This window comes from Hyphomonas polymorpha PS728, from assembly GCF_000685315.1.
Taxonomy (GTDB): domain Bacteria; phylum Pseudomonadota; class Alphaproteobacteria; order Caulobacterales; family Hyphomonadaceae; genus Hyphomonas; species Hyphomonas polymorpha.
The window spans coordinates 15,633-42,456 of record NZ_ARYM01000021.1; the positions used below are offsets into that span (position 1 = coordinate 15,633).

A 26,824-nucleotide genomic window follows, 5' to 3' on the forward strand; every position below is an offset into this window, starting at 1 on the left:
ATCAGGAAGGGCCGCAAGGCCGGTCAGGCCGGACGCTTACCCTTTCGCCGAAGGTGGGCCTGTACCAGAGTGCAATCGCCCACGGCATAGACGGGCTGAAACGAACTTAACGTTCCCGTCCGGCTTCTGAAGCTCTGCGGGCGAGTGGTGAAAGTAGGAACTCAATAATCCGTCGCCGGCCCGTACGGATTTCCGCGGTCACCGCCATACCGGATGATAGATTACTCATCTGATCGCCCACCAGTATTTCAGTTGCGGCGAGTTCAATCCGCGCCGGAAAAACCAATCCCAAATATTCGTCTTGGATCGCATCTCGGCTGATGAAAGCAACACGTCCATCGATCACACCGTAACGGGTGAAGGGAAACGCCTCAAGTTTCACCCGAACGGGCTGCCCTTCTCGAACGAACCCTACGTCCCGATTGAGTACAAGCGCATCGACCTGCAACATCGCACCATGCGGGACGACGACGAGCAATGGATCGGCAGGTCGTACAACGGCGCCAATAGTGTGAACCTGCAACTGTTGTATGATACCACTCGTTGGAGCTCGAATTGTTGTGCGCTGGTTGCGGTCAGTCGCAATCGTGAGTTCTTCTTTTCGTTGTAATGAGACAGCATGAGCTTCATTGAATGCATCAAGCGCCTCCCGCCGAAAGCCCATTTCGATGAAAGATATTCTGTCAGTCGCGGCTTTTTCAGCAGATTTGGTGCGGCCTAATTCTTCCAGCCGGATCGCGAGATCTTGCCGTATTCCTATGGCGCGCTCCTCTACTTCCGCCACTCGAAGGCGCGGAGCGAGCCCTCTCTGTTCGAGCTTTTTGAAACTTTCCAGCTGCTGCTCGACAAGAGGGAGTTGTTGTTCAAGACGGCTTACATCAGCTGCAACCTTAACCCGCTCACTTTGGCTTTGACTGCGCTCTTCAATGAGTGCGGCCCGCTCAGCTTCATACTCAGAGAATCTTGCAAAAATTGCGGATTCCTGAGCTTCGATTTGCGAAGACGTCATACCATCGGGCGGATCGAACACTGGACCCGACTTTGAGTGAGGAGTGACTGAGGGCGCCGCAGATAGTCTCAATAGCGCTTGAGATCTGGCTTTATCTATCTCGGCAATCAGCAAGGCAGTCCGTGCTCTGTCGACTTCGGCTGAAGAAACCGTTGAATCCAGCTCGATTACTGTCTCACCTTCTTCAACCGACTGCCCGTCTCTGACACGGATCGATAGCACTACGCCGTGATCGGGCGCCTGAACTGTCTTAATGCTGCCCTCCGGTACGATACGCCCCTGCGCGCTGGCAACGACGTCTATGTGTCCCAAGCACATCCAACCCAGCGCTATGGCGAGAAAGGACAGCAAAGCCCAGAGCACCCAGCGGCCAACGGGATTGGGCGGTGTTTCGAGCACTTCCAGGACAGCCGGAAGGAATTCTGTGTTGTCTTGCGTGCGGGCGTTCTTCTCGCCTTTGCGGATTGAGAGATAGGCTTCCCACAATGTTTCGAAATGTCGCCGCCAGTTCACACGCCTGCCTCCGCAACAGGTGCAAGGCCCATCTGTTTTGCGTAAAGCTGGGCGTAACGTCCGCCTCGCGCCAGTAGAGTCTCGTGATTGCCGATCTCGGTAATCCGGCCACGCTCCAGCGTGATGATCCGGTCTGCGGATCTCACGGCCGAGAGCCGGTGGGCAATGATGATCAGTGTCCGGCCCGACGCGATAGCCTTGAGGTTGGCCTGAATGATCTCTTCGCTTTCCGCGTCAAGCGCGGAGGTTGCTTCATCAAGAATCACTACACTGGGATCAATGGCTAGCGCGCGGGCAATCGCAATGCGCTGACGCTGACCCCCAGAGAGATTGCCGCCCCGCTCATCAAGCCGGGTGTCATAGGCCTCCGGTAACTCCAGAATAAAATCATGCGCGCCGGCAAGGCGGGCGGCCTTGATCACCCGGGTCATGCTCATAGCCGGATCAGCGAGCGCGATATTTTCCCGAACGGTTCGATTAAAGAGGATATTCTCTTGAAGAACGACCCCGATCTGGCGCCGGAGCCAGGCCGGGTCGGCGAGCGCCAAGTCTACACCGTCCATCAGTACACGGCCCCGTTCAGGAGTATGCAGGCGTTGAATGAGTTTTGTCAGCGTGGATTTTCCCGAACCGGAAGGCCCGACCACGCCCAGTACTTCCCCGGGCGCAACTTCGAGGCTGATATCGGCGAGTACCTCTGGTCCATCAGATCGATAACGGAAAGTAACATGCTCAATCTCTATGTGTCCGGTGAGCGTGGGCAGACTCGCGCGCGACGCGGACAGGGCCGGCTCAGGTGGGGCGTTGAGAATGTCACCGAGGCGATCAACCGCAATGCGGGCTTGTTGAAAATCCTGGACAAGCTGGGCGAGCCGTAGAATTGGCGCGGCCGCCTGCCCTGCGAGCATATTGAACGCAACGAGTTCGCCGACGGTCAATGTACCCTCAATTACCAGTTTGGCGCCGAAAAACAGCAAACCGACTGTGCCTAGCTTCTGCGTCAGCTCGATCGCCTGCCGCCCCCAATTGGCAACCATCGCCGCCTGAAAGCCGGATTTTACATAGGCGGCCAGCTGACCCTCCCAGCGCTGCTGCATCTGAGGCTCAACCGCCATAGCTTTAATGGTTTCGATGCCAGTGACGCTTTCCACCAGGAACGCCTGGTTCTCGGCACCCCGCGCGAACTTTTCGTCGAGCCGTCGGCGCAACACAGGCGCCGTCAGCGTAAGAACCACCGCATAAATTGGCAACGTGATCAGTACAATGATGAACAAAGTCGGGCTATAAAGCCACATCACGATGAGGAAAATGATCGCAAAGAAGAGGTCGAGAACAACAGTGAGCGCTGAGGAGGTAAGAAAATCACGGATTGTATCGAGTTCCCGCACCCGCGCGACAGAGTCGCCTACGCGGCGTGCCTGGAAATAGGCCATAGGAAGCCGAGTCAGATGCGAGAAGAGCCGCGAGCCCAGTTCAGCGTCCACGCGACTTGTCGTGTGAGTAAAGAGGTAAGTCCGCAGCCCCGCGAGTACCACATCAAACACGCTGACGACAAGAAAGCCGATGGCCAGAACTTCGAGCGTGGTCAACCCATTATGCACCAGAACCTTGTCAATCACGATCTGGAAGAAGAGCGGCGTCACCAGCGCCAGAAGCTGAATGAAAAAACTCGCGATAAGGACATCGCGCAGCAGGTGGCGATACTTGACGAGTGAAGGAATGAACCAGGTAATGTCGAACGCACGCTGCACGCCGGCCATCCGCTCCCGTGTGGTCATCAGGAGAAGTGCCCCCTCAAACCTTGCAGCGAACACCTCTTTCGAAATGGTCTCGGGATGCTCCTCACGCGGGTCGAACACAAGGACATCGTCCGATGTCGCTTGTAGCACAAGAAAATAGCCCTCCTTACCGCGCGCGATCGCGGGCAATGGCTGATGCATTAAGCGTTCCGGAGGAAGTGTCACGAGGCGGGCCCTGACCTCGATGCTCTTTGCCAGGCGAAGCAGATCTGCCTCCTCAAGCTGAGCGCCACCTCTGCCCGCCGCATGCCTCAACTGGTCTGCTGAGGCAGGCTTCTGCAAAAGACCGAGCATGAGCACAAAGCAAGCGAGCGCGGTGTCACCGCGCGCCGCTTCCGATTCCGAAGCCGCCTCGTGCACTCCGAAGTCCCCTGCCGTCATCCCCACACCTGTCTATCAGAGTCTCTGAGGCCTGCCGGTTCACCCGTTCCGCCTGTCCGTGCCTTCACAAATGGTTCGAGATAACTGTCCGCTCCCGCCGGCCTGTCGCAACATCCGTTCGAAACACCGAAAAAGGCGTGGCCTTGAAGGGGCTGTTCGCTAGGTCCAGCAGCATCGCTTCGGCAAGTTTGTTTTCTGCATTGGCGTAGGGAGCGACCATTTCGATTACACAGATCTCGTCACCCGATTGCCATTCTGAGGGGGCGATCATTTCTCCGCGCTCCACCTTCTGCAAAGCCTCGGGCGAGAGGCGCGCCCAGACAGCGACGCCAAGGGGCATTTTTTCCAACGACTCCCGGCTGAGACCAAGGTTTTCCAAGGAAGCCATATCGGGCGTCTGCGGCAGCGCGCCAAACCGAAACAGCCGAAATTGCTCGGCGAGGATCGCGGGCATGAAGACTGTTTCAAGCACGCGAATCTTAAGCTCCCGGTGCAAGGGAGATTGCGTCAGCAGCCAGGCGATCTGGCCGAGCGCATCAGCCATTGTAAATGAAGCAGGTCGTGATGTGGGGTCGGGCAATGGGGCCTCTTGAAATTCTGTCTCAGCGGCGTGCTGATACTGCCAGCATGCTATAGCGGTCCCGGCTGCTGTACCAACCCTGTTCCAGTCCATCAGCAGCTGGTTGAACGTCAAACCGCGACATCGCGTCGACCAATCTCAACACTTGGCTGTTGACCTTTGCCTGCCTTGCAAGTTGAGCATCTGCCGCGGGCAACGAGACACGCTCTTTATGCTGCTTAAAACCTGACGGATCCCAATCTTCCTTCAAAACAGCGCGGCGCTCCGGATATCGCAGAAGGCCAAGTTCATTGTTGGCAAGGGGCGCGCGACGGTGGACGATTTTGCCATCGCCTGCCTCCGAAGCGCTCCAGTCGCTTCCTTCACGCTGTTCGCGTCGCGGCAGCTCAGCGCCTGTCTCATAGACCAGAGCCGCATCAGCGAAGGTTCCCACCGCTCCGTCCGTGGTTGTAAACACGCCTGTGTTGACGATGATGTTTTCTCGGTCAGCCCAGGATTGCTCCATCGCGTCTGCATTCAGATTGATGCTGAGGACGCCTTGCTGTTCCAGAGTCCGCCATTCGCCCTGATCAACCAGTGCATCACCGTTGGCGTCCTGCCATACATAGAACTGGCTCCACCGAGCATCGGAGGCATCCAGGACGCCATCAGCATTTGAATCGAACGCGCGCAGACCTTCAAGATCGCTGCGTGCGCCTGGCGCGTCGTCTACGAAGGTGAGTTCGTGGGCTCCTGAAAAGAGGCCATCGCCATTTCGATCAAGGGCCAGAATGCCGTCGCTCGCTCCGAACCAGCCCGTACGGTCTTTGACACCATCACCGTTCCAGTCGAACAGAATATTGCGTTTGTCCCAGCGCGTCAGCGTAACCCCATCTCCGTTGAGGTCGAGGATGATCGGCATCGAAAGATTGACCGTCTGATCACGGAATTCCGCCTGCTCGATAGAAATCAGCGTATCGGTGCCGTCGTCGCCATGAGTGGTCGGCGCATTGTCGACAATCTGGATTGAGCCGCCAGTGGTGGTGATTGAATAGGTCGAATAATTCCCTGAGAATACTGCGCGGTCCGTTCCATCACCGCCGTCCAGCGTATCGTTGCCTGCGCCACCGACAAGCCGGTCATTGCCATCTGCGCCGGACAGTTCATTTGCCTGCGCGTTTCCGGTCAGCGTGTTCGCACCGGCATTTCCGGTGGCGTTGATGGCGCTATTGCCCATGAGGGTGATGTGTTCGACATCGGTCAGAGCGGCAATCGAGAAAGTGATGGAGGATTCGACCGTATCTGTACCACCTCCGGATAGCTCCACGATGGCGTCGCCGACATTGTCCACTACATAGACGTCATTACCGGCCCCTCCGATCATTGTGTCGGCGCCGGCCCCGCCATCGAGACGATCCGCTCCACCGCCGCCGTCGAGGATATTGTCTCCGCTGTTTCCGATCAGAATGTTGGCGTTGTTGTTGCCCGTTGCATCGATATTGGCGGTACCCGTGAGGGTAATATTTTCCACATAGGTGAGGCTCGCGATGGAGAAGGAGATGGAAGACTCCACCCTGTCGGTCCCTCCCCCCGATACCTCTACGACGGAGTCTCCGATATCGTCGACCACATAGACATCATTTCCCGTACCCCCGATCATCGTGTCGGCACCGGCACCGCCATCAAGGCGGTCGGCTCCGCCACCACCCGTCAATGTATTTGCGGCGTTGTTGCCGATGAGAATGTTGGCGCTGTTATTGCCCGTCGCATTAATGGCCGCACCCCCAAGAAGGGTGATGTTCTCAACGTTCGCAAGGCTGGCAATTGTGAAAGTAATGGAGGATTCGACGGTATCGTTACCTGCGTTCGACCCCTCGACGACCGTGTCGCCAATATCATCAACCACATAGGTATCGTTGCCCGCACCTCCGATTATCGTATCCGCGCCCGCGCCACCGTCCAGACGGTCTGCGCCGTTGCCTCCGGTCAGCGTGTTCGTAGCGCCGTTTCCGATCAGGATGTTGTCACCGGCATTGCCAGTTGCATCGATGGAGTCGGTCCCCATGAGAGTGATGTTCTCAACATTCGCGAGGCTGGCGATCGAATACGTAATCCAGGCTTCGATGGTGTCGTTACCTTCACCAGACGATTCGTTGACGATGTCGCCTGCGTCGTCGACGACATAAATGTCGTCGCCCGCGCCGCCGCTCATCGTGTCTGCTCCGGCCCCACCGTCCAGGCGATTGGCCCCGGCGTTGCCGACGAGGGTGTTCGCACCCGAATTCCCAGTCGCAGTCAGGTCCGCTGACCCGAGCAGAATGATAATCTCAAGATTGGGGTCAGCCGCGAGCGAATAGGAGATCGTCGCTTCGACCGTATCAATCCCTTCACCAGAAGCTTCAACAATGACGTCTCCGGCGCTGTCGACCACATAGCTATCGTCTCCGAGGCCGCCTATCATAGTGTCGGCTCCAGCGCCGCCATCGAGACGGTTTGAGCCGGCGTTACCAACAAGAACGTTGTCCAACTCATTGCCCGTCGCGCTCAGAGATCTTGAGCCAAGCAGCGTTATATTCTCGACATTGGCGACACCTGCGATGGACACGTTGACGGTCGCACTCTCGACCCCGTCGACGCCTTGGTCTTCTTCTTCAATGATCACGTCATTGAGGGAGTCGACGACATAGGTATCGTCACCTTCACCTCCGATCATGGTATCGTCGCCCGCACCGCCATCGAGGCGGTCGTTACCGCCGTGGCCTTCAAGGACATCGTCGCCAGCCTGACCGTCGATTAGGTTCGCACTCTCATCGCCGATCAGCGTGTCATTGCGCTGTCCGCCTATGACGTTTTCAATAGAGGTCAGGCTTTCGCTGACTTCGATCGTCTCTGCCGTACCGGCGCCCAGGTCCACCGTCCACCGGGCAAAGGAGTCTGAGAAATCGACCGTGTCATTGCCGGCGCCGCCATCATAAGTATCGATGCCCGCGCCGCCGATCAGAACGTCATCGCCGTCGCCGCCCAGCAGGGTGTCATCGCCGTCATCGCCATAAAGTGTATCATTGCCAGTCCCGCCTTGCAGAACATCGTCACCTGCCTCGCCATAGATCGTATCGTCGCCATCTCCTCCGTTGACTGTATTGTCCGCGTCATCGCCATAGAGCACGTCGGCGCCGGATGTCGCGCCCTGGCTCATATAGGCCAGATGAAGATCTTCACGGTTCCAGACAGGCCCGCCATCGAATTCAAGCAACTCAATTCCGTCACCATTCAATCCCTGGCGGAAGGAGACAGAGCCGCCGCCGACAATCGCAAGGGTCCAGAGGGTGCGGTCGGTTGCCGAACGCACAATTGTGATATCAGCTGGCGCGATACCAGGACCAAGGCGCAACGTGTCAATATCGGAAGACGCCCCCTGATCGATGATTGTGTCGGCCCCATCGCCGATGGCGTAGTAGTAGATGTCACTGCCACCCCCGCCGCGAAGCAGGTCGTTGCCTGCGCCGCCGGCGATGTACTCACCAAAACTGCCGCCTACAATTTCATCGTCACCTGTAGACGTCTGCGCTGTTATCACGCCCTGATTAAGGTCTGCTCGGGTCCAGCTCCCACCGCCGTTAAACTCAACTCGCTCGATACCGCGGCGCGCCTGTCCCTGGTCTTCCAATCGAATTGATCCGCCCTGCGCCAGAGTCAGAAGCAGATCGCCATCGCTCCAGGTGGCCGTAATGTCTGAAGCGCTGATCCCAGCGCTCAAGCGCAGAATATCGAGGTCGCCATCGCCACCGATGTCGGCGATTATGTCGTGCCCGTCACCCACAGCATACTCATAGATGTCAGCGCCTTCCCCTCCTTCGAGGCGGTCATTACCCGCGCCACCGCTGAGTGAATCTGCCCCGACCGTCCCGACAATGAAATCATCGCCAGACGTCGTTTGCGAACTCAACAGTGTCGGGACGATATCAGTCCGCCCCCAAACGGGTCCGCCCGAGAAAGCAATTTCCTCAACGCCGTGGCCATCATACTGACCGTCTAGATAAATCTGATCCTCTGTCCCCTTTATGATCAGAATGGCGTCATTGGTGTCAGAAGGAGAAACCAGGACAAGAATATCCTCCGGCGCGATGCCTGCGCCCAGGACAAGACGATCAATATCGCCCGAAGGGCCGCTGTCGTGGATCCGGATTTGTCCTTCACCGCGATTGAATCTGTAAGTGTCGGAACCTGCCCCGCCATCCAGCAGGTCGTCACCCCCGCGACCCCAAAGTTCATCCGTGCCGGTCGTGCCGAATAAGACATCCCGGGTGGAGAATCCGTAGATACGCTCCCCACCCGCTACAGTTCTCTGAGCCAGGGCATAAAGTTGGTCAGGATACAAACGAGTACCGTCATCAAGCTCGACTGCAATCGTATCCCAGGCCGCAAATGTGCTTCCACCAATATCGTCAATCAGAATGGAATCGGGAGAACCATCAAACTCGATAAGCAATCTCGAACTTGGCAGAATTGTCGCCTTCAGTTCCTCGAGGGCATAGCCTTCGATCTTCACAAGGGCAAACGCGTTTATGTGCGATATCAGACTATAGTGGTCTCGACCATCACCTCGTTTGAATACGATGGTATGGGCACTGCCGGTATTCATAATTGTGTCGACCCGGTCATCTCCCCCGCCAGGGCGAACCGTCAAATTGTGCTCACTGCCAAGATAAATTAAGTCATTACCCGGCGTTGCCACTTGATCCAGATAATTCTGCCAGATCGCTCGCCTATTCCAGACAGTACCGTCTTCAAACACAAACTGTTCGAATCCGTAATAGACCCCGTTCTGGTTCGTAAGGCGGATAGAATCGTTTGTCCCCTCAATGTGAACGGTCAAAGTGCCATTTGACAAAACTGACAGCCGCAAGTCCGAAGGGGCAATACCTTCACCAAATACAACTCGATCCGTGTTACCGTAGTTCGATCCTTCAACATACACATCATGGCCATCACCACGGTTGAATATGTATGTATCGGAGCCACTGGAACTGCCGATGACTGCGTCATCTCCTGGTCCCAATTCATAAGTCTGAGCCCCCGTAGCTCCGCTCACAATATCGTCGCCGGGCAGCCCTACATTGGCATCTGCAAATGCAATAAGTTGAGCCCTTGTCCAAATCGCACCGCCATCGAAATTAACGAAATCTATTCCCTGTGCGGAGGTTGAAGTTGGATATGAAAGATAGATTTGATCCGCCGTCCCAGCAATTGTCAGAATGAGGGAGTTGCTTCCATCCGGATTATGGCGAACCTTTACATCCGTTGGATTTATACCTGCGCCAAATTGCAGAACATCGTTATTTTCCGTGCTGGATCCCGATCCACTATCCGATATCTGTGTGAAACCGTCACCCAGGTTGAAGATATAGGTATCTGCGCCTGCCAATCCATTTATCCAGTCCCAACCACGGCCACTTGCGAGTATATCCGCTCCGCTGGAACCTAGAATGTAGTCATCACCGGAGGTGCCCGCCTGAGCAGCCGCCAAAAGCGGAAGGTCGCTACGAGCCCAGACCGTACTGTCGGCGAATTCAATGAATTCAACACCTGAATTCCCCGACCCGAGATAATTCGTCAGAATAATAACATCGCCATTCCAACCAATGGAAAGCTCTAGATCATTTGATGAGATCAGGCTGACCCTTGCCCGGACGTCAGTAGGCTGTATTCCTACTCCAAAAACCAGTCGATCACCTGTCGACCCTGAATCTGTTATGCGTACGAGACCGTCGCCAGTGTTAAACCGGTAAGTATCACTGCCCCCCGCGCCATTGAGGACGTCATATCCCTTTCCGCCTGACAGGTCGTCATTGCCGTTACCACCCGAAATTGCGTCATCAGACCCAAATCCAACGACAATATCGTCACCTGTTGTCACCGCCTGCGAGAGGTAAGCGCGATCAAGATCCCGACGCGTCCAAATCAGGCCGTCTGAGAAACGCAGCTGTTCAATACCGCTCTGCGGGCCGGCCCAGTGCCCGGTCACAATAATCGAGTCCGAACTGCCAATAAAGGTGAGCAAAAGGTCGTTCGGGTTGTTAGTCGATCGCGCCACACGCACATCCGACGCGGCGATGCCAGTCCCAAACATGATGACATCGATATCGGAATCGAAGCCCGTATCAATGATGACGTCCGAGCCATCCCCTGCGCTGAATATGTAGGTGTCCGATCCGCCTCCCCCCCGCAGCGTATCTGCTCCGCCAGCGCCTTCCAGCACGTCATCACCCGCATCGCCGTTGAGTGCATCAGCTCCTGACGTTCCGAGTACGGTCAAGCCCGTCTCGTTAGCGGCCAACGACAACATATCGGACCGTTCCCAGATCACTCCGTTTGAAAATACAATACGCTCGAGACCACCCGAGCGGCGCACCGCCTGACCCGAGAGACGTATTTCATCGCCCTCGCCCGGCCCGATCACCAAGGTAAGCGCGTCGGAAGATGAGTCGAATCTGACCGAGACGTCAGTCGGCAGAATGCCGTTGCCAAACCTCAATTCATCGGTCGTATCCGAACCATCAGAGTCGATGATGCTATCAATGCCATCTCCTCGATTATAGAGGTAGACATCGCTTCCACCGAAATCCCGGATATCGTCGTCACCTTCGCCGCCCCGATGAATATCATTTCCGCCGCGGTCAATGATCAGATCGTTGCCGGACCCTCCATCGGAAACACCCGATCCAAAGCCCATCCAGACACGATCATCCCCATCGCCGCCAGACGCATAATCACCATCGCCATTGCCGGTATAAATCGTGTCGTTCCCCTCGCCTCCCAAGATCCAATCATCCAAATCGCCCCCAAAGATTAGGTCGTCGCCTGCGCCCCCTTCAAAATCATTGCCCTGGTCCCCTCCCCGGAGCCTGTCTGAAAAGCCTGACCCGACAATGTGCATCGCGACACCGAGGCCGACATCACCTGTAAAAGCCTCGCCATTGACAAGAAGAGTGCCTGATCCAGCTAAGCGCACGCCGAGGCTGGTGACAGCTGTATCTGCATAAACCTGAACCGGCGTACCAGTCGCTTCGACACGGGTTTTCTGGGTCGGGTCGACCGTGTCCCACCAGACGAACACATTTGGATCAGCACCCGCCCTGCTGATCCGCCGTTCGCCATCTTGAAACGAGAATACAGCATCTTCAGGTGCGAGCGCATTTTGCTGGTTGAAAACTGACCACCCACCCAGCCAATCATTAGCATGGCGACGATCAACGCCAAGCTGCGCAGCGCTAAGCAGCGTTGATATCCAAGTTAGCGAAAAGGCTGTATCTGGTTGATCACTGATCAATGCGTTGATGAATACCTTGTTGTTTCGGTAGCTGTCGAAGCTCGCGCCTACGAGCACAGCGCCCATGAGGGCGCTTGTGGCGCCGTCCAGGATTTCGGTGGGACTTGTGCGCAAGAAGGGCGCCGTCGCGGCCAGCGCCCGTTTGATATAGGCATCTCCGCCTTCGAAGGTCATACGGTTGAAGATTTCCAATACGCCATCGGCAAGTACGTCTTCGGGCTCACTCCACGTCCGCACAGGCCCAAGGGCACTCGCGCGGAATTTCAGCTGATCCCCGATATAACCTATCTCGACGCCTTCGAGTTCGAGGCCAATGTTCAAAGCCCCGATTGCTCCGATCAGGCCGTTTAGCTGATCCACAACTGCACTTGCCAATTGACGCGCGACGTCTTTGGAACCGCCATCGCTGGACCGCGCGACACCCACTTCGAACAACTGGTGCTCGCGATTATACTCGATCGCTGCCCAAGCCTCGGGCGGATCTCCAAACAGGTCGCCTAACAGGCCGCCGATTATCTGGCCGAAGAAACCTCCAAGCAGACTTCCCATAAAATATCCGACCGGACCGAAGACCGACCCGGCTGCACTCAGAACCATTTTTGCAATGGTCGTCCCCACTGCGGCGCCAACCTGCGCCCCAATTGCCCCGATATTGGTTTCGGTTTCGACGACCTCACTTGCGAGCTTGCTGCCAAAGAACGACCCGACGGCAAAAACCGCGTTACCTGCAATGTTGTTGAGTGCTTCAGGAATTTGTCCAGTGGCGATGCCGCTAACGATAGTGCCGATAGCGCTTCCCGCTGTCGTTGCCAGCACTTCACCCGCAAGGCCGTCTACGCCCAGAGTTTCCACCAATTCCGCCGTCAAGAATGCTGACAAAGCCCCTGCGGAAGCGTGCACAAAGTTTTCAGCCAACTCCGGAAACGCGTCCCCGAGAGAGTCGGCAACTACAGCCCCGAGGCTTGGAATGTCCGTGTTACCAAGTACGGATAGTGTTAGTCCGTGCGCAATTGATCCGACATTTTGCCCGATTGTACTGAGAGCGGTGCTCTCAATTATGTTGACCCAAGGGTCATCCGATCCAATCGCATTCGCCAGGCTGGCGCCGAATACATGTCCGATAGTCTCACCAGGACGCATATCGAATTCAGCGCGCGCGTCTATTTCCTCGAATATCTCAGGACGCTTGCCGATCTCGGCCAAAAGCTTCATTTCCGCGCGCTGCGCATTCGCTTCTATGTCCGTGAGAGCCGCCGTCTCAGAGTCGAATAACCCCGCCATCAAATGGCCAAGGCCAAGAACCGCCGGCATGACACCGCCGAAGAGAGCGATCGACAAAAGTCGATACACCTGACTCCATAGCGTACTGATAGGATCAAGCCCGGTTGGGACAGGTGCCGCAACTAGTTCACGCACCAGCTGCATATCAGCCTGGAACTTAAGTAGCCGGTACTCCGAGTCTGAAATCCATGACCCTGGCGGGGTTTCGCCGAGAACTACGTGACGCCGCAGATACGCAATACGATAATTCCGGTCATGGTTGTAATAGGCCTGATCCATTGCATCCAAGTTCGAGAATGCGGGGAGAGTTCTATTCACTTCTCGCGTTATGCCGGTGCTTGTATCGACGAGTTCAACGATAAAATCCCCGCCGGGATGCGCCAGATAGCGCTGAAAAGTGTCGAATGTGACGATCTCAGTAGCGTTCTCTAATGTATTAAATGTGATCCCTGGGCCACCGAAGTTGCCGTACTGAGGAATGATCACCTCGCCGGGTTCACGCAGGATCGCAATTCCAGCGTCCGGCGCTTGCGAGTAACTCTGCAAGATCGCTTGTCGTGCAATGGCAATCAGATCGCGGATATCTTGCTCAGTTGCCATTCCCGCCTCCAGCTTACTCGGAGATGTCCAGATCCTGTGGTCTCGAAACGATTTCGTCGAGAAGGACCAGTTCGTTGCTGTTTTCAGTGATAATTCGAAAGGCTGTTTTTAGGACGTCAGGCTCCGATCGGACGACGGTGCGCCAAGCGAAGACCTTCCCGTTTGCGGAGACACACGGATAAGTGCTGGTCTCTCCCGGGACGGATTGAATCAGGTCGACATGCTCTCCGGAGATCCGATAGAACTCCAGAGCTGTTGGCGTTGCGGATCGCGTGGGAGGCGCTGTCTGAACAAACAGAGCGCCCTCTCGATCCACACCGGTAAGAATATCCAGCGATCGTCCTGCAAAATCGATCGGAACTTCTGCTCGGGTTAAATCCTGCGCCTTTGCGCCCCGCGGGACCCGCCAAACACCAGGAAGCACGACGCGCCCGAAGGCTGCTTCGGCATCGTTTGCGGACATAGGCGGAGCCGCGTTGAAGAGCACGCTTTGCCCATCCGGGGCATACCAGAACCGTTCCGCAGAGGCGAACTCCACCGGCGCGAATGCCTCGACCGAGTCGTCGTTCAGATTGAATTCGACAAAATGATTATGAGGAGCACGTACTGTTTCGACGTGTCCGCCCTGGACCGGATTGCGCGAGCGCATCGCACATACCGCGTCTCCCGCAGGCGAAAACACCGGATAGGCGTGTAAGAAACGGCGATCACCGAATCGGCGCGCCGATCCCCCTGCCAGTTCGAAAACGGCGATATCAGCATACTGAAAGAGAGAGGGACGGATCTCCCGCAACATACCAGGATTGGGAGATGCACGCCGCACCGCTACAGCGAGACGACTTCCGTCCTGACTAAACGATGGCGTCACTAAAATGTTCAGTGCGTCTGGAGTTCCAGACGCGACAGGCATTCTGTAGCGCGTGCACATTCGCGTAGCCCGATTGTACACAAACAACTCATGAGGGCTCTGGCCGTTGATGATTTTTCCGTCGAATGCGAGAAGATCGCCATCAGCAGAGAGGCTGAGGTTTCTTGCAACGGCGCCAACAGTCTCACCGTTACCGGCCGATGGGCGTGACAAGAACAAGGGTTCGTGAGTTGGCTCGGAAGCACAGCCAGTCAACGCCTGATTAGCCATGACCAAAGTCCCGCTCAACAGCAGCTTTCGTCTCGAAAAAGCGAGGTCCAGATTGGAATCTGCGCGCCCCTCCACGATCATACCGCCCCTTTTTGCCGAAAGGCAGCGAGCGCGGCTTGTCCCGACCCTCACAACCTCGGGTTCAATATGAACGGTTAATAATTTCGCGCAAGAGGGGAAGTTGCCGTTGGCACAAAGTTTCACGAAAGTGGCAAATCGCCCTTAGTCTCAGACATTGTAGAGCAACAGCTCCGAATTACGCTGGGAATTCCATCGTAGCGAGCGGCCGCTATCTGTTTTGATTTTTTCGGGAACACAAATAGAATCTTAAACCTAATGTGGGAAGCTGATCATGCATGAAATCGAGATTTAGCATGTATCGTTCATACATCATGGCAGCGGTTGCTTCATTTTTCCTGAGCGCTTGTGCCTCGCAGGTTCGAGAAACTTATGCGTTTAACGCAACCAGTGCCAACGCGCTCGTGATGATCGGCGTCAAAAGCGAGGTTGGTCCTTACGGCATCACCTTCAACAAAATGGACTCCGCAACATGTGAGGTTCACCCGCTTGGCCTCGGGCGTTCATTTGATCACAACGCTCCATTCAGCCCCACAGCATATCGCGCCTCGGGCCCACACTATATTCTCGCAAGTTTCGAACCTGGCGACTGGGTCATCGCCAGCATGAGCTATCAGGCTGGCGTGACGCGGGCCGTTCGCTTCGATGAGCGTGGCTTTGCTTTCAATGCCAAGCCTGGAGAATTTATCTACGTCGGCGATATCGTCCTGACGCGGAATGACATTCAGTTTGAAGGACGCAACCGCGCGCACGCCCTTTCTTATCTTCAGGATTATCCGGACATCGCGGTTGCGCCGACCGACGCGCCACACTGGTTGACCCCGTTCCGGCGCGGCGCCCCCGAACCGAATTGCCGCACATCGAGCATCGCGCAATAGCGGGCCGCTATCTCTCGATTGCTTCCGTCACCAGCAAACGAAGCTGCCGGTCGAATGTGTAGATGTCGACAATCGACTCGAACGGCGTATCCGGCGCAAACGTCTTGCTGCGCGTCTGCCCTACCGGCGGCGGCAGCTCATAGGGCAGCCAGTAGGCGCTCAGACGATAGTATCCAACCGTGACCAGCCATCGCCGGACAAGCGCCTCATCGGCGCAAACGAGCCCCCGCCCTTTCAGGAGGGAAATCTGCTCGTCTCCAGAGGTCGGTGGCTTGTCGTACAACATCAAAGAGGCCCTCCCGACGCATTCGAAAGGGCCTCAAAGAAGTAACCCCTCGGTATTGGGCAAGCTCGCGCTCTAGGCCTGAGGGGTGTTGTTGGCTTTGCCCTATGCACGCATTGCCCAACCGTCAACCAACCTTCAGCCTGAAACGGGCCTCGAGGCCGCCATTCCTTGCTGGGTACGAGGCCCACAGCTGTTGCATTCACTACACAAGTCGGAAAAACACGCCGAACCGGGCGCTCATTCCCGCCGCCCGCTACCCTATCTGCACGTCCATCCCCATCGCGCTGGCGACCATGCATGCCACTTCGTTGGCCGCCCGGCCGCGACAAAGCTGTGCCGCAGGTCATGGATGCGCACGTCCTCAATGCCCGCTTCCTGCCGGATCGCGCCAGTCTTTCTGGAACTCCTCCCAGCCAGGTTCCAGGATACCGGAAACTCTAAGTCGGAATGATCCGGTTTGTCGGGGGCAGAGCACCTTCAGAGCGAGCCCTTTTTTCCGGCTGGTTCTTCAGCGCCGCGCACGATACATAATCTCACACTACAAGAATTACAGTGTAAGGTTTTATATCATATGCCCGGCCTCAGATCCCAGCGCGAGAGAGCCCGCGACCTCCTCGCGGCAGGCGGGATCCTGCGCCTGTCAGAATTCCGGGAGGCGGGCATCACCGCCGCCACCCTGAGCCGCATGGAAAAGGACGGAGAGGTTGTCCGCCTCGCCCGCGGCCTCTACCAGCGCCCTGACGCAGACCTCGACGCGCATCACACGCTGGCAGAAGTAGCCAAGCGCTTCCCGAAAGCCGTGATCTGCCTTGTCTCTGCGCTCGCCTTTCACGGCCTGACCGATCAGCTTCCCGCAAAGGTCTGGATGGCCATCGGCCGGAAAGACTGGACGCCCAGGCCCGGAGATATCCCGGTCCGCACACTGCGTTTCGCCGACGACCTGCTTGCCGACAGTGTCGAGACTCATGTTATCGAAGGCGTGCCGGTGAAGGTCTTCGGCGTGGCAAAGACCATTGCGGACTGTTTCCGGCATCGTGGCCGGATCGGACTTCCTGTCGCGCTCGAAGGTCTGCAGGAGGCTCTGCGTCAGCGCAAAGCCACGCCGGCCGAAATTGCCAGGGCTGCGGAGGCAGGCGGGGTCGCCACGGTCATCCGCCCCTATCTGGAGGCGCTGACCGCCAATGGCTAAGGAGATCCGGAATACAGGCGCCTCGGTGCGCGCCCGCCTGCTGAACCTGTCCAAGGCCAGCGGGCAGAGCTTTGACCTCGTCCTCACGCGTTTTGCGCTCGAACGCCTGTCCTCCTGTCCCGGCAGCCCACCTGGAACACCTTCATGGAAAAGGCGTTGAAAGTATGCTATACTGCACCAAAAGTATGATTATTGACGGAAGGAGTATGGAATGACGACCGTTCGAAAAACCATCACGCTCACCGACAAGCAGGACGAGTGGATCAAGTCTCAGATCTCCAGGGGAGCCTACACGAATGACAGCGAGGTGATGCGCGATCTCATCCGGCGGGCCCAGGCCGAATCTGACAGGCTCGAAGCAATCCGCGCCGCGCTGATGGAGGGCGAGCGCAGCGGCCTCAGTGACATGACGCCGGAAGCCATCCGCGCGGCTGTCAGGAAACGCAAATCGCTGAAGTGAGCCCGCCCGCCTACAGGCTCACCAAAGCTGCCGAGGACGATCTTGCGCGGCTCTATGAATGGGGCATCGATCATTTCGGGGCGGAGGCGGCGGACATCTACTATGACAGGATGATCACCCGGCTTGAGTCCATCGCCGAGGAGCCGATGCTCTGGCAGAGTGTGGACCACATCCGTCCCGGCTATCGCCGGAGCGTACTGAAAGCACATTCAATCTACTATCAGATCGCAGCCGAACACGTTCTGATCGTGCGCATACTGAGCCGCGAGAACCCTGCCACCAGTCTTCCGGATGCTGATTAAGGTCAGACTCCGCCCGGTCACGCCGAGACCCTTGAAGACATAGCTGCGTTTCTGATGCCTCACGCGGAACTCGCAGCGAAGCGGCAGTGATAGGTTGGCTCCGCAGATTACTGCCGGGCGGGCCAGGCTGATGGACCCAATGTAACCGATCGTTCCCTTCGACAGATGCGCACGATCGTGCACTTTTCGGTGAGAGCCTACTGGCTTTAGCACCGACTGAATTTTTTCAGTGGCGTTTCGCTCATGGCGAGAATGCAGGCTGTCTTATACAGCACAAGGAACGACTCTGCGGAGTCGGCGAGCTTCGGAATCGATTCAATTCCCCGCTTGAAGCCTGCTCATATCGGCCGCGCGTCGATCGAGAGTGGCGCGCTGCGGAAAGCCCGGGAATCGGATACAAAGCTGGGGGACCAGCGCCGTGAAAATCAAACTCGGGAGGCAATCGTGCTTTTTATCCTGCAACTGACAATACTTCTCTCTGGCTTCACGGCAGCAGCGCTTTGGTGGTGGGCCTCAACACTGAAGAGCAGAACAGTTCCCAGCATGGATGGGGTCATTCTTCGAGACGGAGATCTCGCCTTGAGGTACGAGGCCGACAAGGTTCTGGTCTGGAGAGTGTCGCTTCAGAACAAGCTGAATGCCGGGGCAGCGGTGTCTGCCGCGGTGTCAGTGGCCCTTCAGGCCGCGGCCCCCTTCATCAGCGCAGCCTGATCAACCGATCAGGGAGATCTGATCCGATATTGTGTTATTATACAATACACTAACGTTTTTATTGAATGGTAACACTATCAATGTTAGTGTACGTTTGTGATGTTAGAGTTTGAGCGCAATCCTCCTGACCCTCAGCCGCTAGCGGGCAAGATCGCCCGCTATGCCAGCCAGGTCATGCACGCGCCGATGAGCGTGGTTCAGGAAGCTCCCCTGCCCGGCCTGCCCATCTTTCTGGCCCGCGCTTACAGCTTTTACGAAGTAGACATCGCAGGACGGACCTGCCTGCTGATGACGCCAACCGATGACAACGACAACACAGGCGATGTGATCAAACATGTCCGCCTGGTTGAAGGGCAGACACAGTTCACAGTCATTCTTGGACTGCCCGCTCTGAGCGCGCGGGATCGCGCCCGCCTGATCGGACATCGCATGTCATTCATCGTGCCAGGCAACCAGTTCTATGTGCCCGATCTGGGCGTGGATCTGCGCGAGTATTTCCGGACATACAAAGCAAGTTCGACCGATGCCTTGTCTCCCGCCGCGCAGGCGGTGCTGTTCCATCACCTGCTTCGCCGCAATGAACGGGCGACCACCCCCTCCGAGATTGCAGCAGACCTGCGCTATTCGCCAATGTCCGTTGGCCGCGCGTTTGACGATCTGGTCGCAGCCGAACTCGCTGTTTCGGAAAAGCACGGCAGAGAACGTCATCTGCAGTTCAGGGACGACCGTCGCGACTTACTTGACCGCGCCCTTCCCCTGCTCCGCAGCCCTGTGAGAAGCCGCAAGATGGTATGGGGAGGGCAGAGAAGGCCGCGCCTGCTACTTGGCGGTGAGACCGCTCTGGCAGAGATGACTGATCTCTCACCGCCCAGGCTCGTGACCTATGCCCTTGCTGCCACAGAGTGGCGGAGCTTTTCCGCGCGTCATAATTATCGCGAAGGGGATGCTCAGGAGCCCGAGTTCGCAGTGGAAACCTGGAGCTATGATCCGGCTGGTTTGTCCGACGAAGAGATCGTCGACCCTCTGTCCCTGTACGCGCAATTCCATGACCACGAAGATGCACGGGTGCGAATGGCCGCAGAACAATTGAGGGAACGCGCAGTATGGTAGCGGGGATCGACAAGTTCAGAGAGTTCTTCAAGGACTATCCCGATCACTACGCGATCATCGGCGGCGCAGCCCTGCGACATCCTTTTCGACGCGGCCGGCCTTCCCTTTCGCGCCACGAAAGATATCGACATGGTACTGTGTATCGAAGTGGTCGATAAGGCTTTCGGCGAAATGTTCCGGGACTTCCTCAATGCGGGCGGCTACGAAGCGCGGGAGCAAAGCAGCGGTCACAGGGAATTCTATCGCTTCCACAAACCGAAAGACAAAAACTTCCCCTTCATGGTGGAGCTGTTCTCGAAAGAGCCTGATAAGATTTCGCTACCGGACGACACCGGAATCGTCCGGCTGGAAGTGGAAGCCGATATCGTCAGCCTGTCGGCAATCCTGCTCGACCCGCAATATTTTGAAGCGCTCCAGAACGGCAAGCGTGTCGAGAACGGTGTGACCATCCTCGATCAATCTATCCTTATACCGTTCAAGGCGCGGGCGTTCCTTGATCTGACAGGCAGACGCGACAAAGGCGACAAGATAGTCAAAGGTGATGACATCAAAAAGCATCGCGCCGATGTCTTCCGCCTTTCGCAATTGCTGCCCGGAAATGCCGTAGTGCAGGTCAGCGATCCGCTGCGTGAAGATGTGCGCTCATTTCTTGCGGCCATCGAAGCGGAAGGCACGCTTGATCCCAAGGCTCTCAACATCCCCATGACACGCGAAGAAGCGATCAGCTTTCTTCGCAAAGCCTATGGGATCGCAGAAGATCAGACGGACGACGCTCTATAAGCTTGCTGCGCTGTGACCCAGCCCCCTGAATTCCGGCCATGAGTTTGCAGACTCTCTCGATGAGTGACCGTCTTCTGAAACGCAGCCGTTCGAAGCTTCGCGGACCGACGGAGAACCGCTGATCCAGCTCGCGCAGTAGAACCACGCCCAACTATCCCCTCGATACCGGGCGATCATTGGCTGAAGCAGATCTGCATCGCTGACCTGCCAGGCGTTTAAGTATCAGAAGCAGGTAATCTGTTTGCGGGAGGACAGACGCTGTCCTGTGAGCGCGCGGGAGAGGTCTGAAACAAGCGCACGCGTCGAAAAGCACGCCGAACAGGGCGCTCACTCGCGCGCCACCTGCTTCCCCATCTACACATCCATCCCCATCGCGCTGGCGACCATAAGGAACCGCTCGCACTTGTTGCTAGGCTGAACCTTCACGCCCCGGCATGGATTGCGCGAGATCAGCTCATGATCCTCGGCGTGCGCGAAGACACTGGAGAGGACCCGGATCGCCCTTGCAGCGGTGCCAGCGCCACCTGGCGCATTGCGCACGCCGCGCGCCTTGGTTTTCTTCTTCGAAGCCGTCCGGCCGGACGCGATCGTGTCGCGAAGTATTTCAATGTCGGCCTTGGTCACTTTCGAGAGCCGTTTCGTGCCGAGCACCGGCCGGACATGGATTTCGAGCCGGTCGACATCCCAACCTCCCGCCAAAGCGAAAAGTGTTACCCATGTGTCCGGTACAATCTGTCACCTATGTCTCAGGTCGCTCAATCAATGCCTTACCGGAAGCACCACATTTCCAAAAAAGTACGTGGAAGCACAGTGGAAGCACGAACTTAGAAGCCAGATTTCTACGGCTCCTTTTCTTTTCTGGTCGGCCGCCCCGAAACTTCCCCCCCCTTTTGACGAGCTGGCATCCCTGCCAGTGTTCGCAGCGAAGTCTGTGAATTTAAACGCAGCCCTAGATGAACCCCTTATGTCGATCGGTATTCAATCGACGTGGCAAAGTGACGGCAATATGGTCGGGGGCAGACAGAGCGTTCATCTGCAATCGGGCAAACCCGGACATAGTGAAACTGCGGTGATCCGTAAGTAGTTGGCTAAAGCGGCCAGTCGTCACGTTCACCGATAGGTGAGTACGCGTCGATACATGAACAAGCAGCCGCTACACGAAATGAAACTTCAACCCCATGGAGCCGCCGTCGCATAATCGAAAGTGCGAAAGATTCTGGACACAACCTGCAAGCAGGTGACGCCAGCGCGATTGATATGTAACGTCGCTGTCAGTGAGGGAGGGATGAACAGTGAACCGATTTCTGAGAGCATCAATTTTGGCGCCGATACTGCTTCTGACAGTTCTGCCAATGCCAGCCGCTGCTCAAATCTCAAGAATTGATGCGCTATGCCTATATGTTTCAAGCCGATCTAAAACTAAAGACCCCCATACCGCTTTCGAATATAACTACCAAGTAATTGTCTACGGAGCGGCAGGCATCTCATCTGAAGGCTATGAGATACTCACAGATGAAGAGTTATCCCATAAAGTTCAGGACGTGTGGGACCGCTATATTATACATCAGAGGTGCGGCCCAATGGGAGTGCCCAGCACGGGTGACCCTCTGAAATTCGCGATCCATACTTCATTCGACGATTTCATTAGAGAGGCGATTTCGTTATGGAAAATTGATCTGAACCGGATTGACGAGCACGGAACATATCTTGATTTCCTAGAAGAAAGGATCGCCAGGGCCAGCGGATCTATGAGAAGCAATCTTGAAAGGTACAGACGCAGCTTCATCGAAATGGGGGCTGTTCGATCACAAGATCTTCCGAAGCCTGAATGATTACCAGTGACCCGGCCCCCTGATCCGGACCCTCGCAAGGCGCTGGAAAATATCAAGATCAACCGCTCGCTTCGATTAATACCAGCCGATCTCCAGCTTCGACCCGCTTACCGCACGAGCGAGGAGTACGAACTCAGCAATATTTTCTCGGACTTTTTGCCAGCTCATCCCCCACCCCCAGAAACCTCAGTACCCGTCCGATGTCGCCTACGCGCCAGCAACCCAAGGCCCACCCGGCTGCCACGTCATCCCCACCATGGTGGTGCCCACATTGGTCGTCATCAGGGGCGAGACGAATTCCGCAATGAACGCGATCAGTTCAGGGAGGGGTTCGGGCGCCACGGCGATTGTGGTTCGCTTCAGAAACGCTCGCCACTGAGACTGCTTCCCGGCGTCGCCTGAGAAGGTCCTGGTCAGCGCAACAGGCGCGCCCTGTGGAAGCGCGGTGCCTCGGCGCTCGAACGTTGCGGCGACGGCAGCCGCCAGCGTGGGACCGTCAAACGCGAATGTCTTCGCGATGACCCAGAGGTCAAAGAAGTCTTTCATCCGGCTGTTGCGCATATCGAGCGAGACAAGCGCTTCGAGCTTTTCCGCGACAACAGTTTCTGACGGATAGGCACGCAGAGACGGGGACGGAAAGCCAAGAAGCGACGGGTAGTCGACGTTTGAGGCGCCGGGCGTCACGGCGTCGCCAAATCCGATATCGATCTGGATCGACAGGCGGGCACCCGCAAGCGTAGCCCTCAGCGTGACACGAACACCGCGATAGTCTTCGTCGTCGCGGACACTCTCCGCGCCTACGCTCGCAGCGTCGTAGACAACACCGTCATCCTCGACGGCGGCGGAGCAGATCGCTGAGAATATCGCCGCCATGCGTTCCGGCGCAGGATCGCCGTGACCAAGCAGATCAAGGTCACCGGTGCTGCGATAAGGAACGGGCGCCCAAAGGGAAAACAGCATGGCTCCCTTGAGGACGAATTGATCACGGTAGCCGCTCCGGGCGAGCCGATAGAGGAGACGCTCGATCGCGTAGCGGAGAAAGACACGGTCGACCGCGTCGCCTTGTTGCTTGGCGAGAGCGGTCAGGCGCGCGCGAACGGAAGCAGCAATATTGGCGGCCATGGTCCCGTTCCTCCTAACCCATCGCTTCGAGATAGGGCCGCATATATGTCAGTGCGCGGCGGCGTTCAGCAATACGCCAGACTTCATTCAGGTCGACTTTCCGCTGCCGCCGGGCATCGCGAAGGGCTTCAATCGCCACGTCGAGACCGACTTCGCTGCGTCGTTTAAAACAGTCAACAATCGTCCGTGCCGTGTTGGTGATCTTGACCGGCACGCCGTCGATAACGTGCTCGTCGATCCCGAGTGTCAGCCCGTCCCCGTCCACGCGGAACACTCTGAGCTTGACGGGCGCACGCGCCGGAACACGCGCCTTGCGGCCGATATAGACCCATACTTCATGAGGTACCTGGGTCGTCAGGCCATGGAAGCGAAGCGCCGACAGGAGCGCGACCACGGCATGCGGTGTCCGGCGCGCCACCTCGGCAATCGAGGCTTCCGCCGCCATTTCACCGCCGACGCGGCGATAGAGTCCACGACCGGGTTGCTCGAGTTCACCGCTCTGCACGAGACGGCGCAGCGTTTCACGTGCAATGCCGGCATCGACAAGATCGCGCGCCCGCAGGAGCGGTGTCTTGTCGAGGAGCGCAAGTGCGCGCTCCGCTTGCGTGAGCGCGCGCCCCTTTTTGTTAGATGAACGGAGTTTGCGAGGCGCCTGTGACATAATGTCGGCTTTAATAGCACAAACGCCGACGATTCGTCACCAACGAAAGTGACACTGGACAGTAGGCACAGACTTTCGCGTCAGATATCCGGTCAGCTTCCATGCAGCGCGCGGTAACCGAACGTTCTCTTTGAGAGATGTGCACGATCGTGCACTTTTCGGCGGGAACATACCTGCTGTAGCGCCCGCGCTTGCCATGCGCGCCGGTTGGTGACAGCGGCGAGATTTCATCTGGTCCGATGGGGATACACGCGACCGAGAACTCGGCAAACTCGGCGAGGAACGCGTCGTCCTGTCAGACCTGACGCGACTTCGCAGCAAGGGCCTAGACGGTGATGGCGCCGGATACGACACAACTTAGCCTCATGCCTGCAGCCAACTGACTATGGCCTTGCCGCGAGTACCGATGAACCTCAAGGATGATGGCAGGCACGATCATCGTCGTGCCTGCGCCAGCAGGCCTTAGACGACAGCATTCTCAAGACCCGGCGGATAGCCATATTGCTGCAAGATCCGCCTCAGCATGCCCCGAACGCGCCCATTCGATGGATCAGGCTCAGGAGATGTCAAAGCGCACTTGATTTGTAATGTTATAGTGTTACGCGCTGTTTCCGGACACAAATAGGGGGCTCCTGAAATGGCGACCAAGACGAGATTTCTGGTATCTGCAGCGTTTACTACGGTTGCAGCCTTTACAGCAGGCTCGGCCAGCGCCGAGACAGCAACTGAAACGCGGGACGTTTCTGAGGAAAGCCCACTCATTGCCGATAAGGTCATCGTCACCGGCCAGCGGGCCACCTACGCGCCGCCGACCGCAAGCACAGGCAGCCGTGAACCGGTCTCCATTCTGGAAATCCCCCATTCGATAAGCGTGATCACGCGCCAGCGGATCGAAGACCAGAACATGGCCGCCATTGAAGATGCGCTCAGCCAGGTGATCGGCGTAACCGTTTCGCCCTGGGACACGACCACGTCGCAGTACCGCGCCCGCGGCGCCATTCTGGATCTCTCCTATGATGGCATTGCCGCCTTCAGCACGGGCGGCCAGCCGCAGTTTGATCTTGCGATGTATGACCGGGTGGAAGTGCTTCGGGGCCCGGCTGCCCTGTTCCGCGGCAGCGGCAATCCCTCCGGCTCGGCGGACCTCATCCGCAAGCGGGGACGCGAGACGGCCGGCATCTCTGCCGCCGTGCAGGCGGGCTCCTGGGACAATTACCGGGGCGAGCTGGATTTTGGCGGCCCCCTTTTGGAAAGCGGACAGCTACGCAGCCGTGTGGTGCTGGCCGGTCAGGACCGAAGCTATTTTCATGACCGCACCGGCATGAACAAATGGCTGGGCTATGGCGCGCTCGATTTCGACCTGACGGAAAACACCGTTCTCTCGGTCTCCGCAGCCTATCAGGACAACGCCACCGACTCACCCAGCATGGGCCTGCCCGCCTATACCGACGGACGGTTCCTGGATGTCAGCCGCAGCACGCATGTCTATCCTGACTGGAACCGCTATGCGTACGAAACAGACGAATACACTGTCGACCTGACGCATGAGACATCCGGTGGCTGGATGTTTCGGGCACGGGCAATGACCGGCGCGCAGGACTACGCCTATCAAGACGCTTACCCCTCGACGGGGGTCAATCCGAACACCATGACAACCACTTATATGCGCCGAGCCTGGGATGTGTGGGTCGGACGCGAAGCGCTGGATGCTTATGTTTCCGGCCCGGTCTCACTCTTCGGACAGACACATCACCTGACCTTCGGGTGGGGCACGCAGCTCTACGAATGGAACCAGACAGGCATCGCGACAACGCAGTTTCCCAATGTCTCGATCTTCAATCCCAATGTCATTCCCCAGCCCGCCCTCAACTATACAAGCGGATCTGCCGGGGAAACCAAACAGACCGGCGCCTATGCGCAGGCCCGGATTTCGGTAACCCAAGCCCTGAAACTGATCCTGGGCGGACGTGTCAGCGACTTTGAAAACCGCTCCCGCACAATCCCGCCGGGCACGGCCACAGATTGGCGCACAACGACAAAAGAGACCGGTGAATTTTCACCCTATGCCGGCGTCGTCTATTATCTGCGGCCCAACATTTCGGCCTATGCGAGCTATACGGACATTTTCATCCCCCAATCGGCGCAACAGGTGACTGGCGAGACGCTGGACCCGCGTGTGGGCCTGCAATATGAGGCCGGGCTGAAAGGGCGCTTCTTCAATGACGGCCTGACCGCCGCGATCGCCCTGTTCGAGCTGCGTGAGGAAAACCGCTCCCTCGCCGACACCGCCAATCCGGGCTTTTTCCTGCCCGCAGGCGAAATCGAGGTGCGTGGCTGGGAGTTCGAGATTGTCGGAAATCCGGCCGCCAATATTGATCTGTCCCTTGGTTATTCAAATCTGGAAACTGAATATACCGTACACCCCACACTCGTGGGTCAGGTGACATCCCCCTTTGAGCCTGAGCACACTGTAAAGCTTTATGCGCGCTATCAGTTCACCTCCCCGGGGCTCGAGCGTTTCTTCGCCGCGGGCGGCGCGCAATATAGCAGCGGCATCATCGGAACCGGCGTGGAAGGCCTGCGCGAACAGGGAGCCTTCACGGTCGTCAACCTTCAGGGCGGCCTGCAGATCAACAAAAACACCTCGCTGTCCCTTTCCGTGAACAATGTTCTGGATGAAACCTATTGGGCACGGGTGGGCGGTCTCAACAGCTACAACACCTATGGCGATCCGCGCAGTGTGATGCTGGCCCTCCGGGCGGCCTTCTGAGCGGACCCAATCAGGTCAGGGGCATGTCTCTGGCG

Annotated in this window: 18 protein-coding genes and 1 pseudogene; 10 read left to right on the forward strand and 9 right to left on the reverse strand. The window is 57.3% G+C overall.

From position 1 onward, the window contains the following. Nucleotides 1-106 precede the first annotated feature (106 nt). The 5 genes from HPO_RS15480 to HPO_RS15500 all read right to left on the reverse strand — a co-directional run bounded on the left by HPO_RS15480 (nt 107) and on the right by HPO_RS15500 (nt 14,691). Nucleotides 107-1,522, reverse strand: coding sequence for an HlyD family type I secretion periplasmic adaptor subunit (locus tag HPO_RS15480; protein WP_035600703.1), 1,416 nt, complete (start codon nt 1,520-1,522; stop codon nt 107-109). Beyond that, the gene (locus HPO_RS15485; RefSeq protein WP_035600706.1) at nt 1,519-3,702 is read right to left on the reverse strand and encodes a type I secretion system permease/ATPase; all 2,184 of its coding nucleotides are present in this window, start codon (nt 3,700-3,702) and stop codon (nt 1,519-1,521) included. The genes HPO_RS15480 and HPO_RS15485 overlap by 4 nt, the downstream gene beginning before the upstream one ends. A 64-nt stretch (nt 3,703-3,766) precedes the next feature. Further along, complete coding sequence (locus HPO_RS15490) at nt 3,767-4,246, reverse strand: toxin-activating lysine-acyltransferase (protein ID WP_051612672.1); 480 nt, start codon at nt 4,244-4,246, stop codon at nt 3,767-3,769. Nucleotides 4,247-4,304: 58 nt separating this feature from the next. After that, nucleotides 4,305-13,472, reverse strand: coding sequence for a calcium-binding protein (locus HPO_RS15495; RefSeq protein WP_084324364.1), 9,168 nt, complete (start codon nt 13,470-13,472; stop codon nt 4,305-4,307). Between the two features lie 13 nt (nt 13,473-13,485). After that, a complete protein-coding gene (locus tag HPO_RS15500; protein ID WP_035600714.1) occupies nt 13,486-14,691 on the reverse strand; it encodes a TolB-like translocation protein in 1,206 nt (401 codons plus the stop codon). A gap of 275 nt (nt 14,692-14,966) precedes the next feature. Between HPO_RS15500 and HPO_RS15505 the strand changes: the two genes are divergently transcribed. Next, nucleotides 14,967-15,566, forward strand: a complete 600-nt coding sequence (locus tag HPO_RS15505; protein WP_157532881.1) for a putative periplasmic lipoprotein — start codon at nt 14,967-14,969, stop codon at nt 15,564-15,566. A 7-nt stretch (nt 15,567-15,573) separates the two neighbouring features. Here the strand turns inward: HPO_RS15505 and HPO_RS15510 are convergent, their stop codons facing one another. Then, a complete protein-coding gene (locus HPO_RS15510) occupies nt 15,574-15,852 on the reverse strand; it encodes an Abi family protein (RefSeq protein ID WP_035600792.1) in 279 nt (92 codons plus the stop codon). 571 nt (nt 15,853-16,423) lie between these two features. Between HPO_RS15510 and HPO_RS15515 the strand changes: the two genes are divergently transcribed. From HPO_RS15515 to HPO_RS15540, 7 genes and pseudogenes are all read left to right on the forward strand, one after another. Beyond that, complete coding sequence (locus tag HPO_RS15515; protein WP_035600719.1) at nt 16,424-17,041, forward strand: type IV toxin-antitoxin system AbiEi family antitoxin domain-containing protein; 618 nt, start codon at nt 16,424-16,426, stop codon at nt 17,039-17,041. Next, nucleotides 17,034-17,150: pseudogene (locus HPO_RS20585) on the forward strand (nucleotidyl transferase AbiEii/AbiGii toxin family protein); the annotation flags it as partial. The gene HPO_RS15515 and the pseudogene HPO_RS20585, both read left to right, overlap by 8 nt. 102 nt (nt 17,151-17,252) lie before the next feature. Next, complete coding sequence (locus HPO_RS15520; protein WP_035600722.1) at nt 17,253-17,501, forward strand: type II toxin-antitoxin system ParD family antitoxin; 249 nt, start codon at nt 17,253-17,255, stop codon at nt 17,499-17,501. Further along, nucleotides 17,498-17,803: a type II toxin-antitoxin system RelE/ParE family toxin gene (locus HPO_RS15525; RefSeq protein WP_035600724.1), complete on the forward strand. Its 306-nt coding sequence runs from the start codon at nt 17,498-17,500 to the stop codon at nt 17,801-17,803. Before HPO_RS15520 ends, HPO_RS15525 begins: the two co-directional genes overlap by 4 nt. 243 nt (nt 17,804-18,046) lie before the next feature. Next, on the forward strand, nt 18,047-18,514 hold the full coding sequence (locus HPO_RS15530; RefSeq protein WP_035600728.1) for a hypothetical protein: 468 nt from the start codon (nt 18,047-18,049) through the stop codon (nt 18,512-18,514). A 99-nt stretch (nt 18,515-18,613) separates the two neighbouring features. After that, on the forward strand, nt 18,614-19,624 hold the full coding sequence (locus HPO_RS15535) for a MarR family transcriptional regulator (RefSeq protein ID WP_035600731.1): 1,011 nt from the start codon (nt 18,614-18,616) through the stop codon (nt 19,622-19,624). Between the two features lie 129 nt (nt 19,625-19,753). Next, nucleotides 19,754-20,404, forward strand: a complete 651-nt coding sequence (locus HPO_RS15540) for a hypothetical protein (protein ID WP_206742170.1) — start codon at nt 19,754-19,756, stop codon at nt 20,402-20,404. Nucleotides 20,405-20,758: 354 nt separating this feature from the next. On the opposite strand, the gene HPO_RS15545 is transcribed toward HPO_RS15540, so the two are convergent. After that, nucleotides 20,759-21,103: a hypothetical protein gene (locus HPO_RS15545; protein WP_035600733.1), complete on the reverse strand. Its 345-nt coding sequence runs from the start codon at nt 21,101-21,103 to the stop codon at nt 20,759-20,761. A 593-nt stretch (nt 21,104-21,696) separates the two neighbouring features. Here HPO_RS15545 and HPO_RS20590 point away from each other — a divergent pair. Next, entirely contained in the window at nt 21,697-22,236 is a 540-nt protein-coding gene (locus HPO_RS20590; protein WP_157532882.1) for a hypothetical protein, read from the forward strand. A gap of 207 nt (nt 22,237-22,443) precedes the next feature. Here the strand turns inward: HPO_RS20590 and HPO_RS15555 are convergent, their stop codons facing one another. Continuing rightward, entirely contained in the window at nt 22,444-23,358 is a 915-nt protein-coding gene (locus HPO_RS15555) for a nucleotidyl transferase AbiEii/AbiGii toxin family protein (protein ID WP_035600740.1), read from the reverse strand. A 13-nt stretch (nt 23,359-23,371) separates the two neighbouring features. Next, nucleotides 23,372-24,019, reverse strand: a complete 648-nt coding sequence (locus HPO_RS15560; RefSeq protein ID WP_035600744.1) for a type IV toxin-antitoxin system AbiEi family antitoxin domain-containing protein — start codon at nt 24,017-24,019, stop codon at nt 23,372-23,374. 637 nt (nt 24,020-24,656) lie between these two features. Between HPO_RS15560 and HPO_RS15565 the strand changes: the two genes are divergently transcribed. Further along, on the forward strand, nt 24,657-26,789 hold the full coding sequence (locus HPO_RS15565; protein ID WP_051612673.1) for a TonB-dependent siderophore receptor: 2,133 nt from the start codon (nt 24,657-24,659) through the stop codon (nt 26,787-26,789). Nucleotides 26,790-26,824: the final 35 nt, after the last annotated feature.